Here is a 13,938-nt window from a genome sequence, read left to right as displayed (position 1 = left end):
AAAGCTTCGAACTTGAGCAGAGCGGCAAGCTTCGTTCAGCTTGGCGCGTGAGTCAAACCGTTGCCGGCGAATCGTCCTACAACACGTGTCGACTGTGAAATCCGTCAGGCTTTTGCTGCAATGTCTACGCTTGCAGAAGTCGTTTTAAAGAGAGTGCCCATGCCAGCGCTGTTCGCTTATTTCAAGGCTTTGATCCATCCCGGTCAGGCTGTTCTGCTGTTTGCCCTGCGGACCATCGCCGCCGGGCTGTTGACCCTATATCTGGCGTTCATTTTCGATCTCGAACAACCGAAGTGGTCGATCATGGCTGTGGTGATTGTCAGTCAGCCATTGGCAGGGATGGCCCTGGCGCGCAGTTTCGGCCAGGTGATCGGCACCACCGTGGGTGCCGCGGTGGCGGTGCTGATCATGGCGATTTTCCCTCAGGCGCCGCTGCCGTTCATCACGACATTGGCGTTGTGGCTGGCGCTGTGCACAGCGGGCGGCACCTTGCTGCGCTACACCAGTTCCCAGGCGTTCGTGCTCAGTGGCTACACCGCAGTGGTGGTGGCCTTGCTGGCGATTCCGGATCAGGAAGGGACGTTTTTGCTAGCGGTCACCCGCGTCACCGAAACCCTGCTGGCCGTTGCCTGCGTGTGCGTGGTGAGCCTGCTCACCGCCCGGCCTGAAGCAGTGGCCAAAGGTTATTTCGCCAAAATCGATCAGGTGATCAAACTGGCCGCCAACCACGCCGCCGAAGTGCTTCGCACGGAAGAAAGCGAGGCCGATTTCCAGCGTCGGCAGATGCAACTGCTCGGCGAGATCAGCGCACTGGAGGGGTTGCGGCGCCATTTGTATTTCGATGCCCCACGTTTGCGCGATGCCGACAATCTGGTGTTGCTGCTGGGCAATCAACTGATGCTGCTGACGTCGCGACTGACCGCGCTACGGCATCAGCGCGAATTGCTCATCGAACGCTGGGAGGGCGATCTGCCGCTGGAGGTGCAGCAGCTGCGGGCCGAGGAACTGGCGTTGCTTGAGCAACTGGCGCAACAGGGCCGCGCGCTGTCTGGCGCCGATCGGCAACGTTTCGTGACCTTGCAGCAACAGTTCGAAGCGTTGGCGTACAAGGCCGAGCAGCAGACCGAGAACATGAGCGCGACCCTGCGTTCACTGGCCTGGGCGCTACGTTGGGAGCAGGCGCGCCTGTTGCAGCAACTGGAGCAGATTCTCGAACTGAGCGACGCCATTCAGGAAGGGCGCCCGGCCAGTTGCCTCTATCGCGGGCAGAGCAGTCCGTTGCATCTGGATTTCACCCTGGCCTCGATGAACGCCATTCGCGCCTTTACCGCGCTGTTGGTCAGCGGGTTGATCTGGATCGAAACGGCGTGGGATGGCGCGCGCGGCGGAATGATTCTGGTGGGAATTCTCTGCTCGCTGATGGCGACTTTTCCGCGTCCGCTGATGGCTGCGCAAAGCTATGCGCGAGGCTTGGGTCTGGCGCTGGTGGTGTCGGCGTTCTATCAATTCATGCTGGTGCCGGCGATCAGTGATTTCGAGCTGCTGGCCTTGCTGCTGGCGCCGCTGCTGTATGCCATTGCTGTGGGCATTTCCAGTCCGGCCACCGCCGGTATCGGCATGGGCCTTGGCCTGTCCAGTTTTCTCATGCTCGGACCGCAAAATACCGGCACTGGGCAGAACACAGCGATTCAATGGTTCGAATTCGCCGGCGCCTACGTCAGCGCAGCGATGCTGGCCCTGATCGTTTATGCGCTGATCTTCCCGTTCCGCCCGGGCTTGCGCATCCGCCGCCTGTACGGCGAAGCGCGGGAGCAGGTGTACCAGCTGAGCAAAATGCCTGCGACCGATGAACAACAATTCGCTTTCGAGAGTCGGATGACCGATCGCCTGACGAGCATGCTCGGCCTGCTGCCAGCGGCGAACGATCGCGCCATGCAGCGCTTGTACGAAATCAGTCTGGCTTGCGTAGCGCTGGGTGTGGCCATGCATCAACTGAGGCAGCAGGCGCAGAACAATGGGTTGCTCACCGATGCGTTCGTCCAACGCCTTGCGTCGGCGCTACGCAAGACCGGCCGCCTGGTTGCCGGACGCGATGATGTGCAACTCGCAGCCTTGCTGGCCACGTTGCACCAACTCGGAGATGAGCTGGACGAGCTGCACGCCGCCAGTCATGAACATCTTTGGTCGGTGTTTCGCATGCGTGTGGCGCTGCTGATTGTGGTGTCGTTCCTTGAGCGGCACGGCGATTATTTGCAACCTCAAGGCCTGGAAGGAGAACCGCAACTTGCCCATTGATTTCGAAATTGGCGGGGTTTATCTGCCGCCGATTGCCCAGGCACTGTTACTGGCGATTCCGATCTTCATGTTGCTGGACTGGTGTCTGCGGCGCCTCGGCGTGCTGCGCCTGGTGTGGCATGAAGCACTGTTCGAAGGCGCACTGTATGCCTGTGTCTGCGCCACGCTGATTCTGTTGATGGGAGCCTGATGTCTTGAAAGCACTAGTTGCACGAATGATGACCGTGGCAGTGGTGATCCTGGCGATCGTCCTCGGCTGGTTCGCCTGGGAGTATTACACCCGCGCGCCGTGGACACGGGATGCTCGGGTGAGGGCGGATGTGGTGACGCTGTCGGCGGATGTTTCGGGGCGAATCGTCAAACTGGCAGTGCAGGACAACCAGCATGTCGACAAGGGCCAGTTGTTGCTGGAGATCGATCCGGCGCGCTATCAACTGGCGGTCGAGCACGCCCGGCGTTCGGTGGAAGTGTCCAAGGCCTCGCTGGGGCAATCGCAAGCGGCAATCGTCGCCAGTGAGGCGTTGCTCAAACAACGTCAAAGCGAGGAGCGCCGGCGCCGCACGCTGAAACAGGGCTTCGCGATTTCCGGTGAAGAATGGGAGAAGGCCAGTACCGACGTAGCGGTTGCCCAGGCCGATCTGTTGCGCAATCAGGCCAACCTCGGGCTGGCCGAAGCCAATGTGCAACTGGCAATTGCCGCGCTGACCCAAGCCGAACTGGACTTGCAGCGCACCCGCGTCGAATCGCCAGTGAGCGGTTACGTGACCAACCTGCTGACCCGCCAGGGTGACTATGCACAGGCAGGCGGTGCGCTGCTGGCGCTGGTCGACAGCGATTCGTTCTATGTCAGCGGTTATTTCGAGGAAACCAAGTTGCCGCGAATCGGGGAGGGTGATCGGGTACGCATTCAATTGATGAGCGGTGAGCGTTTCGGCGGCACGGTAGAAAGCATCGCCTTCGCCATTGCCGACCGCGAAAACGCACCTGGAAGTCGACTGCTGGCGAACATCAACCCGAGTTACACCTGGGTGAAACTGGCGCAACGGGTGCCGGTGCGCATTGGGATTGATGGTGACTTTGCCGGCAAGAATCGCCTGCGCGCCGGTACCACCGCCACCGTCACTATCCTGGAGGATCACCGCTGATCCGCTGTGGGAGCGAGCCTGCTCGCGAAGGCGGATTATCAGCCACCGCTGATATGTCTGACCTGACGCTTTCGCGAGCAGGCTCGCTCCCACAAGAAACCCAGTGCTGCAGAAAGGCATAAAAAAACCCCGCGACCGAATGATACGCGGGGCAAAAAATTTGGTTGGTTGCGGCCAACCAAAGGAGCTCTTTAACAACCTTTACTTGCTGGCGACCGTCTCCGGTTGCCAGCCACCGCCGAGGGCCTTGTATATCGCGACGATGCCGCGATACAGCTCGACTTCGGCCTGTGCCTGACTGTCTTCGGCGTTCAGGCGCTCACGTTGGGCGTCGAGCAGGACGAGGAAATCGGTGGTGCCTTCGCGATAACGGATTTCTGCCAGATCAGCGGCCTTGCGACTCGATTCGCTCTGACGGATCAGCGAGATCAAACGTTGCTGACGCTTGCCGTAATCGCTGAAGGCGTTTTCCGACTCTTCCAGCGCCAGCAGCACCTGTTGCTCGTAGTTGGCCAGCGCGCCTTCGGCGTCAGCATCGGCACCGCGCAAACGGGCGCGGACGCTGCCGAGGTCAAATGCCGCCCAGGTGATGCTCGGGCCGAGTGCCCAGGCGTTGGCTGCCGAGGAACCGATCTGCGAGCCACGTCCGGCGGTCCAGCCGAGGAAGCCGCTGAGGCTGACCCGGGGGAACAGATCGGCCTTGGCCACGCCGATGCGCGCAGTGGCCGAAGCCAATTGCCGCTCGGCGCTGAGGATGTCCGGACGACGTTGCAGCAGTTCACCCGGATCACCGATCGGCAGCGCCTTGGCGATGGCCGGCAGATCTTTCGGGCTTAGGTCGACGGTCAGCTTGTCCGGGCGTTCGCCGAGCAGGGTGGCGATACGGTTTTTCTGCCGAACCTGTTCCGCCTGCAACTGCGGCACGGTGGCTTCGACGTTGGCCAGACGCGCATCGGCGCGCTCGACATCAAGCTGATCACCGACACCGGCGTCACGCAGGCTGATGGTGATCTTGCGCGACTCCTGCTGGTTGTTCAGGTTGGCCACGGCGATCTTTTCACGCAGTTGGGCACCGCGCAGTTGACCGTAAGCGTCGACGAGTTCGGCAATCATGGTGACTTGCAGCTGATACAGATCGGCTTCGGCCGCCTGCTGGTCGGCATCACTGGCTTCCAGATTGCGCTGGATGCGGCCGAACAGGTCGAGCTCCCAGGCCATGTCCAGACCGAGGTCATAGCGCTCGCTATTGACCCGGTCGGTGGTCTGGCCGGGAATCTGGCCCTTGCCCAAGTCACTGCTGGCGCGGCTGGTGATGGTCGGCATCGCGTCGTTGCTGGCGTCGTCGCGGATCGCCCGAGCGGCTTTCCAGCGGGCGAACGCCACGCGCAGTTCACGGTTGCCTTGCAGCGACTGCGTCACCAACTGGTTGAGGGTCGGATCGTCGAATTGCTGCCACCAGATGCCTTCGAATTTCGAACGGTCGAAGTTCTTTTGCCCGGCGGCGCCGTCGGTGGCGGTCGTGATATTGGCCGCCTCCGTAGCTGGGGTCTTGTAGTCGGGGCCGACGGCGCAGGCGCTGAGGGCCAGCACCAGCAGACTCGGCAGGAAGACTTTCAGACTCATTGTTGCGCCTCCAGTGGCTTTTGAAGAGTGTGCGCCTTGGCTGCTTTGCGCTGCTCGCCGCGTTCGACAAAGTTACGGATCAGTACATAGAACACTGGCGTCAGCAACAGACCGAAGAAGGTCACCCCGAGCATCCCGGAGAATACCGCCACACCCATGGCGTGACGCATTTCGGCACCGGCGCCGCTGGAGAACACCAGTGGCACCACACCCATGATGAACGCGAAGGAGGTCATCAGAATCGGCCGCAGACGCAGGCGGCAGGCTTCCAGCACCGCAGCGAGCGGATCGAGGCCTTCTTCCTGTTTGTCCTTGGCGAACTCGACGATCAGAATCGCGTTTTTACAGGCAAGTCCCACCAGTACGATCAAGCCGATCTGGGTGAAGATGTTGTTGTCACCGCCGGAAATGATCACACCGGTGATGGCCGACAGCAGCGTCATCGGTACGATCAGGATCACAGCCAGTGGCAGGCTCCAGCTTTCGTATTGTGCGGCGAGCACCAGGAACGCCAGCAGTACGCAGAGCGGGAACACGAACAGCGCGGTGTTGCCGGACAGAATCTGCTGGTAGGTCAGGTCGGTCCACTCGTAGGTCATGCCGTTCGGAAGTTCTTCCTTGAGCAGTTTCTCGATGGCTTTTTCCGCCTGGCCAGAGCTGTAGCCCGGGGCTGCGGCACCGTTGATTTCAGCGGTGATGAAGCCGTTGTAGTGCATCACCCGATCCGGCCCCGAGGTGTCGCTGACCTTGATGAAGGTCGCCAGCGGGATCATTTCGCCTTTGTTGTTGCGTACTTTCAACTGACCGATCTGGTCGGACTCAAGACGGAACTGCTGTTCAGCCTGAACGTTGACCTGATAGGTGCGCCCGAAGCGGTTGAAGTCGTTGGCATACAGCGAACCCAAATAGATCTGCAGGGTGTCGAAGATATCGCTGACGGCCACGCCGTGGGTCTTGGCTTTCTCACGGTCGATGGCGGCATCGACCTGCGGCACGTTCACCGTGTAGCTGGTGAACAGGCCGGCCAGTTCCGGCACGTTGTGGCTCTTGTTGATGATGTTCATGGTTTCTTTGTACAGCTCGTCGTAGCCCAGGTTGCCCCGGTCTTCGATTTGCAGGCGGAAACCACCAATGGTGCCCAGACCTTGTACCGGCGGTGGCGGGAAGATCGCCATGTACGCTTCCTGAATGTTCGCGTACTGGCCGTTCAAGGCGCCGGCAATCGCGCCGGCGGACATGCTCGGGTCTTTACGCTCGTCGAACGGTTTCAGCGTCACGAAGACGATGCCGGCGTTCGGGCTGTTGGTGAAACCGTTGATCGACAGGCCCGGGAACGCTACGGCGCTTTCCACGCCCGGCTGTTTCAGCGCGAGGTCGGACATGCGCTTGATCACGTCTTCGGTGCGATCCAGGCTCGCGGCATCCGGCAATTGCGCGAAGGCCACCAGGTATTGTTTGTCCTGGCCAGGTACGAAACCGGTCGGCGTGCTGGAGAAACCGAAGAAGGTCAGTACCATCAGGCCTGCATATACGAGCAGGGCGATGCCGCTGCTACGGATGACCCGGCGCACGGTGCCGACGTAGCCATGGCTGGCGCGATCGAAGAAGCGGTTGAACGGACGGAACAGCCAGCCACCGAAGATTCTGTCGAGCACTTTCGAGAAACGGTCTTTCGGCGCGTCGTGGCTTTTCAGCAACACAGCAGCCAGCGCTGGCGACAGGGTCAGCGAGTTGAACGCCGAGATCACTGTAGAGATCGCGATAGTCAGTGCGAACTGTTTGTAGAACTGCCCGGTGAGGCCGGAAATGAACGCCGCTGGAATGAACACCGCACACAGCACCAGTGCGGTGGCCACGATCGGCCCGGTCACTTCACGCATGGCGCGCTTGGTCGCTTCGACCGGCGTCAGTCCGAGTTCGATGTTCCGTTCGACGTTTTCCACCACGACGATGGCGTCGTCCACCACGATACCGATGGCCAGCACCAAGCCGAACAGCGACAGGGCGTTGAGCGAGAAGCCGAACAGGTGCATGACCGCAAACGTACCGATCAACGATACCGGCACCGCCACCAACGGAATGATCGAGGCGCGCCAGGTCTGCAGGAACAGAATCACCACCAGCACCACGAGGATCAGCGCTTCGAACAGGGTGTGCACCACCGCCTCGATCGAGCCACGAACGAAGATCGTCGGGTCATACACGATGCTGTAATCCATGCCCTGCGGGAAGCCTTTCTTCAGCTCTTCCATCTTGCCGCGCACTTCGTTGGAAATGTCGATGGCGTTGGAACCGGGACGCTGGAAGATCGGGATCGCCACCGCCGGCTGATTGTTCAGCAGCGAGCGCAAGGCGTATTGGCTGGAACCTAGTTCAATGCGTGCGATGTCTTTCAGGCGAGTGATCTCACCGTCGTCGCCTGCGCGAATGACGATGTTCTCGAACTCTTCTTCGGAAACCAGACGGCCTTGGGTGTTGACCGACAGCTGGAAACTTTGCGCGGTCGGGGCAGGGGGCGCGCCCAGTTGACCGGCGGCGACCTGACGGTTCTGTTCGCGAATCGCGGTCACCACATCGGTGGCGGTCAGATTGCGTGAAGCGGTCTTGTTCGGGTCAAGCCAGACGCGCAACGAGTAGTCGCCCATACCGAACAACTGCACGTCACCGACACCACCGAGGCGAGCAAGCTCATCCTTGATGTTGAGGATCGCGTAGTTGGACAGGTACAGCATGTCGTAGCGCTTGTCCGGTGAGGTCAAGTGCACAACCATGGTCAGGTCCGGCGAAGCCTTGTCGACGGTGATACCGATGCGCGTTACTTCCTCGGGAAGCTTCGGCTCGGTCCGGGTTACCCGGTTCTGCACCTGCACCTGCGCGTTGTCCAGGTCAGTGCCCAGGGCGAAGGTGATGGTCAGGGTGATCTTGCCGTCGGCGGTCGACTGCGAGGACATGTACAGCATGTTCTCGACGCCGGTGATGGCCTGCTCCAGCGGAGCGGCCACGGTTTCACCGATGACTTTGGGGTTGGCGCCCGGGAAGTTGGCGCGCACGACCACGGTCGGCGGCACGACTTCCGGGTATTCGCTGATCGGCAACTGGAACAGCGAGATCGCGCCGGCGATCAGGATCAACAGCGACAGCACCGCTGCGAAGATCGGCCGGGAAATGAAGAATTGGGAAAAATTCATCGGAGTTGTCGTCCCTTAACCGCGTGGGGTCGTAGCAGCCAGCTTCGCAGCCGAACCCGATTCACCCTTGGCAGGGGCAACTTTGGGCAGGTTGCTGGCTTCCAGCGCTTGACGTTGTTGAGCGAGGGCGGCGAGGGTCTGCTCGCTGGCCATCGGAATCACCTCAGGGGTGACCGGTGAGCCAGGACGAACCCGTTGCAAGCCCTTGACGATGATGGTGTCGTCCTTGTTCAGACCGTTGCGGACGATGCGCAGGCCTTCAATCTTCGGACCGAGTTCAACGGCGCGGTAGGCGGTCTTGTTGTCGCCATCCATCACCAGCACGAACTTCTTGCCCAGGTCAGTGCCCACGGCTTCGTCATTGATCAGCATGGCGTTGTAGGTGCCGCTGCCGACCAGCTTCAAGCGAGCGTAAAGGCCAGGGGTGTAGGTGCCGTCAGCGTTGTCGAAGACGGCGCGACCACGGATGGTGCCGGTTTTCGGATTGACCTGGTTGTCGACGAAGTTCATCTGGCCGAGGTGCGGGTTGCCGTCTTCGTTGGACAGGCCCATGTACACCGGCGTGGTGGCGCCGCGCTGGCCGTTGCGGGCCAGTTGGGTGTATTTGAGGAACACGCGTTCGTCGGCGTCGAAGTAGGCGTAGACCTTGTCGGTGGAGACGACGCTGGTCAGCGCGGTGGTGTCGGCGGTCACCAGGTTGCCGGCAGTGATTTCGGCGCGGCTGACGCGGCCGCTGATCGGTGCGGTCACGCGGGTGAAGCTCAGGTTCAGTTTGGCCAGGTCCAGTTGTGCCTGCAGGGCACCGACGGCGGCGCGGGCCTCTTGGGCAGCGCTGGTGCGCGAGTCGGCCAGTTCAGCGGAAATGGCGTTGCTGGTACGCAGACGTTCACCGCGAGCGGCTTCGTTTTCGCTGCGGGTGGCGGTGGCGCGGGCTTGAGCAACCAGCGCTTCGAGGCGGCGTACCTCGGCCTGGAACGGACGCGGGTCGATCTGGAACAGCAGGTCACCTTTCTTGACCAGCGCGCCTTCGGTGAACGCGACCTGATCAATCTGGCCCGATACCCGTGGGCGGATTTCAACGGTTTCCGGCGCTTCGAGGCGCCCGGTAAATTCGTCCCACTCGTTGACCGGTTGTTCCAGCACCTTGGCCACACTGACTTTGGCAGCGGGCGGGGCGCCGGCAGTCTCCGGAGTTTTGCCGCAGGCGCTCATCACCAGTACGGCCAGCATGGCCAACGGGAAGCGCAAATGTTTGAGTGATTGTTCCATGGATGCAATCCGCCGAAGTATTGAAGATGGGCGGATGATGCTCGGCGCGGGTGTGATGGCACGAATCGAATGAAGCAAAGGTAACTATCATTCGGAATGATATAAGAGCCGAGGCAGCCCTCTAGCATGCACCTTTCGTTAGGGGGCTAACAATGTGTTTTCTTGCAAATCTGTCTTGCGTGACGAGCAATGACCGAGCAAGGCCTTTGTGAGAGGGGAGTCATATCTAAAGAAACGGCCATGAAGGCCGTTTCGATCCGCGATTGCGGCTATTGATCAGTTGAAGCCTTTGCGGTTGGCACCGAAGCGATTGGGGCCAGGCTGGCTGTCTTGCGCCAGAAACACAATGTTGACGATGGGCAGCAGAATCCACCAGCCGCTGCGGTCAGTGTCGTGCATGCGCCTTACGCCAACAGCGAGGCTCGGCAACAGCATTGCCAGGTTGTACAGGCTCTGCAAGGCGCCACCGGTCTTGAGCATGGCGTCGAAAACGCTCATGACAATAGCGATGCCCATGTTGATCAGAAAGAACATCCAGTATTCACGGCGCGTGGCGCGTCCGGTGAACACGGCATATTTCTTCAGTGCTTCCACGTATGGGTTGCCGCTCGCCATGACGGGGCCACTGGCAATGGAATGCAGTGGCGCTTGAGGTGCGCCGCATTGGGGGCATGCCAGTGCCAGAGTACTTATTTCCTTGGCGCAACCACGGCAGAAAACCAGGCTCATGTTTTTTTCCCTAAAAAATGGTCAGTCGAAAGACGGGACAGATACATCCCGGTGTTTTCGTTGGTGCAAACACCGCCGCCAACGAGAGCAAAGACTGAATGCCCGACTCTCCATTGGCGGGGCGGCGGTAATCTAATCGTTACCATAAGGTTTGTCATCGGCTCTGGGCTTTCGATTTGTGGGTCTGCGGCTAAACCCAAACCCGATCGTCACCAAATCCACTTGGGGCGAGAGGCATGCGAACGCATTTCGCTCTAACATGAGCGTAACCTCATGCTCTGACATTTACCGTCCCCGGATCATTTTTATGCGCGACCTGCCCCCGACCGCGACCCTGCGGGCTTTCGAAGTGGCCACCCGGCACCCGACGTTCACGGCTGCCGCTCAAGAACTGCACGTGACCCAAAGCGCCGTCAGTCATCAGCTCCGGCACCTGGAAGATCTTTGGGGGTTGCAATTGTTCGAGCGCGGCAAGTCGTTACGCCTCACTGCGGCGGGGGCGACGCTGGCGCCGATCGTGCGCGAGTTTTTCATGAGCCTCGAGGCCACGCTGGAGGATCTGCGCGAGCAAAAGGACAGGGTTCGCCTGACCGTCAGCACCACTTATTCGTTTGCCTTGAAGTGGCTGCTGCCACGCTTGCCGAATCTGTCGCGCCTGCACCCGGAGCTGTTGGTGTCGCTGGATACCACGGACACGATCATCCATTTCGCCAGCGGCGAAGCCGATGTCGCCATTCGCTTGGGCAAAGGCAATTATCCCGGTCTGTATTCGGAGTTCCTGTTCGGTGAGCAGGTGTTTCCCGTGGCCAGTCCCGAACTGCTGCAGCGCGTCGGCAGGCCGTGCAGTCCCGCGGAGTTGCTGCAGATGCCGTTACTTATCCGCGACGGCGCCGAGTTGGCGCCGAAATGGGAGGTGTGGTTTCAGTCCGTCGGGCTGGAGTTTTTACCGCTGCGCGAAGGCGTCAGGTTTGGTGATACCAATATGACGGTGGAAGCTGCGTTGCTCGGCCAGGGTGTGGCGCTGGTGCGCAGCGGCCATGTCGAAAACGAAATCGCCGATGGCCGTCTGGTGAGGCTGTTCGATGTGCCGTTCACTTCGCCTTTGGCCTACTATTTCGTCTGCCCCAAAGGCATCGAAGCCCAGGCACACATTCTCAGTTTTCGTGATTGGTTGCTCAGTGAAGCATTGAAGGTGCAGAACCCCCAGCGCTGAAGCATGAGCTTTTGCTCATGCTGCAATGAGGAAACTTCGCTGTAATGCCAATGCCCGAGATGCCTAGAATGCCGCATGCCAATCCATCTCGTACTCCTCGTTCTGTTCGCCGCGCTTCTGCACGCCAGCTGGAACGCGCTGCTGCGCGGCGGTGCCGATCGGCTCTGGTCGATGACAATAATGTGCGTGGCCATCGCCATCGTCTGCCTCATCGCCACCTTTTTCATGGCCGCGCCTGCACCTGAGAGCTGGGGGTATGCGCTGCTCTCGGCACTGCTGCATGTCGGCTACAACCTGTTTCTGGTGCGCAGCTATCGGGTCGGCGATCTAGGCCAGATCTATCCGATTTCCCGTGGGTCGTCGCCAGCGCTGATCACCCTCGGCGCCGCGCTGTTTGCCGGCGAAACCATAACCCCCGGCGAACTGCTCGGCATTGGTCTGGTGTCCGGGGGGATCATTTCGTTGGCGTTCCGAGGGCGCAGCCTGTCGGTGCCGAGCCTGCCGTATGCGCTGGGCACCGGTTGTTTCATCGCCGCCTACAGCGTCGTCGATGGCATTGGCGCCAGGCTTTCCGGTGCGCCGCTCGCGTACACGGTGTGGATGAGCGCCCTGTGGGGTGTGTTGATGCCATTGGTGTATATCGGCCTGCGCGACGCCCGCAGTCTGTTTTCCGTACGGCCCGGCATGCTCGCCGCAGTGGTAGGCGGGCTGGTTTCCTTACTGGCTTACGCAATTGTTATCTACGCGATGAACGAAGCGCCACTGGGCGCGGTGTCGGCCCTGCGCGAAACCAGCGTGCTGTTCGCGGCATTGCTCGGCTATTTGTTCCTCGGTGAAAAGCTCACCGTCCGCAGGATGCTGGCATGCGTGGTCATCGCCAGCGGCGCCATCATCATCGGCTGACATAGGCCAACTGCTCAGGAGAACGTCGCATGGATAAAGTCTCGCAAGCACCGCTGATTCTGATCACCGGCGGCAGTCGCGGAGTCGGCGCCGCCACCGCCAGACTCGCCGCCGCGCAAGGCTACGACGTCGCCATCAGCTACGTCGCCAACGAGTCCGCCGCTCTTGAGGTGGTGGCGGATATCGAAGCGTTGGGGCGCAAAGGCCTCGCGGTGCGTGCTGACAGTGCTGACCCCGAGCAGGTTGCTGAACTTTTCTCGGCCCTCGATCGGTCATTTGGACGGATCGACGTTCTGATCAATAACGCAGGCGTTCTGGCAAAACAGTCACGCATGGAGAACCTGAGCTTCGAACGCATGCAACGCATCTTCGCGGTCAATGCTCTGGGACCGATCCTGTGCGCGCAGCAAGCGGTGAAGCGCATGGCTTATCGGCACGGCGGCACAGGTGGGGCAGTGATCAACGTTTCTTCTGCCTCGGCGCGCCTGGGCAGCCCGAATGAATACGTCGACTACGCAGCATCGAAAGGCGCGCTGGAAACTTTCACCATCGGCTTTGCCAAGGAAGTTGCGCGCGAGGGAATTCGGGTCAACTGCATTCGCCCCGGGCACATCTATACCGACATGCACGCCAGCGGCGGCGAACCGGGGCGGGTGGATCGCGTGAAGGACTCGATTCCCATGGGGCGGGGCGGTCAGCCGGAAGAGGTGGCGCGGGCCATCTTGTGGCTGGCCAGCGCGGAGGCCTCGTTTGTCACCGGGACTTTTCTGGATGTGACGGGTGGCAAGTGATTCGGGTCGGGAAAGAGACTAAAGGGCTTTCAGGGTCGAGATTCAGAGGGGGCGCCTGATCTTCCTGTTCTTGGCCAGTCAGGTCATGGGATCAGGTCGCTGATCAATCGCAGGCAAGTGCAAATGCGCTTCCATGGCGTCATGAAGGAGTCTGACGACCTCGATCACGTCGTCATTTGCCACGCGATAGAACACGATATGGCGCGGGCTCTTGACCGTTCCATGAGTGGGTTTCGCCTGCTGGCGTGAATAGATGAGGTGATAGCTGCGGAGGCCTGGTGCAAGCTCATCGCGGTCATGGCTGCCAATGCGATAAGGCTTGTCGGCCAGCGCTTGCAGCGCTGCAAGGATCAGCGCTTGGTAGCGCTGGCGGGCTTGGTCGCCGAACTGGGTATGGGAGAGTCTGAGTATGTCGACAATGTCAGCGCGCGCGGGGTTGGAAATCCGATATCGCGGCATCCTCAGTGTTTCTCGCGCGCGGGGAGGGTAGCCTCCTGGCTCAAGCCTTCAAGGTAATGTTCCAGATCCCCTTCGTTCACCTGAGTAAACCGCCCACGCTCAAGATCCATGATGCCGATCGAGGTCGCCTGACGCAGTGCCTCGATTTTGGCGGTATCTTCGGCGACGCGCTGCTCCAACAGCCGCAAGCCTTCGCGCATTACCTCACTGGCATTCTGATACCGGCCTGACTGGACAAGGTCATGAATAACCTGTTCCTGGTGAGGAGTGAGCACTACGTTTCGGGTCGCCATAATTATCTCCAGTGCTGGCCAAACCGGTAT

General features: G+C 60.5%; 12 protein-coding genes. 6 read left to right on the top strand and 6 right to left on the bottom strand.

Annotated elements, in window-relative coordinates; translation table 11 throughout:
• Positions 1–159: 159 nt before the first annotated feature.
• The 3 genes from KVG87_RS01785 to KVG87_RS01775 are packed head-to-tail and all read left to right on the top strand — an operon-like array spanning position 160 to position 3,440.
• On the top strand, positions 160–2,295 hold the full coding sequence (locus KVG87_RS01785) for an FUSC family protein (protein ID WP_217848894.1): 2,136 nt from the start codon (positions 160–162) through the stop codon (positions 2,293–2,295).
• The gene (locus KVG87_RS01780; protein WP_016774855.1) at positions 2,285–2,485 is read left to right on the top strand and encodes a DUF1656 domain-containing protein; all 201 of its coding nucleotides are present in this window, start codon (positions 2,285–2,287) and stop codon (positions 2,483–2,485) included. The genes KVG87_RS01785 and KVG87_RS01780 overlap by 11 nt, the downstream gene beginning before the upstream one ends.
• A gap of 25 nt (positions 2,486–2,510) precedes the next feature.
• Positions 2,511–3,440 carry an HlyD family secretion protein gene (locus KVG87_RS01775; RefSeq protein WP_437180889.1) on the top strand — a complete coding sequence of 310 codons (930 nt, stop codon included), beginning with the start codon at positions 2,511–2,513 and terminating at the stop codon, positions 3,438–3,440.
• 201 nt (positions 3,441–3,641) lie between these two features.
• Here KVG87_RS01775 and KVG87_RS01770 read toward each other — a convergent pair whose 3' ends face one another.
• From KVG87_RS01770 to KVG87_RS01755, 4 genes are all read right to left on the bottom strand, one after another.
• A complete protein-coding gene (locus KVG87_RS01770; RefSeq protein ID WP_150635171.1) occupies positions 3,642–5,063 on the bottom strand; it encodes an efflux transporter outer membrane subunit in 1,422 nt (473 codons plus the stop codon).
• Positions 5,060–8,251, bottom strand: coding sequence for an efflux RND transporter permease subunit (locus tag KVG87_RS01765; protein ID WP_024013078.1), 3,192 nt, complete (start codon positions 8,249–8,251; stop codon positions 5,060–5,062). The genes KVG87_RS01770 and KVG87_RS01765 overlap by 4 nt, the downstream gene beginning before the upstream one ends.
• A gap of 15 nt (positions 8,252–8,266) precedes the next feature.
• Positions 8,267–9,520, bottom strand: a complete 1,254-nt coding sequence (gene mexE / locus KVG87_RS01760; RefSeq protein ID WP_217848890.1) for a multidrug efflux RND transporter periplasmic adaptor subunit MexE — start codon at positions 9,518–9,520, stop codon at positions 8,267–8,269.
• Positions 9,521–9,796: 276 nt separating this feature from the next.
• A complete protein-coding gene (locus KVG87_RS01755; protein WP_071172551.1) occupies positions 9,797–10,249 on the bottom strand; it encodes a DUF805 domain-containing protein in 453 nt (150 codons plus the stop codon).
• A 307-nt stretch (positions 10,250–10,556) separates the two neighbouring features.
• Between KVG87_RS01755 and gcvA the strand changes: the two genes are divergently transcribed.
• From gcvA to KVG87_RS01740, 3 genes are all read left to right on the top strand, one after another.
• Complete coding sequence (gcvA, locus tag KVG87_RS01750) at positions 10,557–11,462, top strand: transcriptional regulator GcvA (protein WP_217848888.1); 906 nt, start codon at positions 10,557–10,559, stop codon at positions 11,460–11,462.
• Positions 11,463–11,537: 75 nt separating this feature from the next.
• Complete coding sequence (locus KVG87_RS01745; RefSeq protein ID WP_217848885.1) at positions 11,538–12,365, top strand: DMT family transporter; 828 nt, start codon at positions 11,538–11,540, stop codon at positions 12,363–12,365.
• A 29-nt stretch (positions 12,366–12,394) separates the two neighbouring features.
• Complete coding sequence (locus tag KVG87_RS01740) at positions 12,395–13,156, top strand: SDR family oxidoreductase (RefSeq protein ID WP_217848883.1); 762 nt, start codon at positions 12,395–12,397, stop codon at positions 13,154–13,156.
• 78 nt (positions 13,157–13,234) lie between these two features.
• Here the strand turns inward: KVG87_RS01740 and KVG87_RS01735 are convergent, their stop codons facing one another.
• Positions 13,235–13,615, bottom strand: a complete 381-nt coding sequence (locus KVG87_RS01735) for a type II toxin-antitoxin system RelE/ParE family toxin (RefSeq protein WP_217848880.1) — start codon at positions 13,613–13,615, stop codon at positions 13,235–13,237.
• Positions 13,616–13,617: 2 nt separating this feature from the next.
• Positions 13,618–13,908 carry a type II toxin-antitoxin system ParD family antitoxin gene (locus tag KVG87_RS01730; RefSeq protein ID WP_076562760.1) on the bottom strand — a complete coding sequence of 97 codons (291 nt, stop codon included), beginning with the start codon at positions 13,906–13,908 and terminating at the stop codon, positions 13,618–13,620.
• Positions 13,909–13,938 lie beyond the last annotated feature (30 nt).

Origin of the sequence: Pseudomonas siliginis (assembly GCF_019145195.1) — a bacterium.
GTDB classification, from domain to species: Bacteria; Pseudomonadota; Gammaproteobacteria; order Pseudomonadales; family Pseudomonadaceae; genus Aquipseudomonas; species Aquipseudomonas siliginis.
This window is presented reverse-complemented; position numbering and strand designations above follow the sequence as displayed.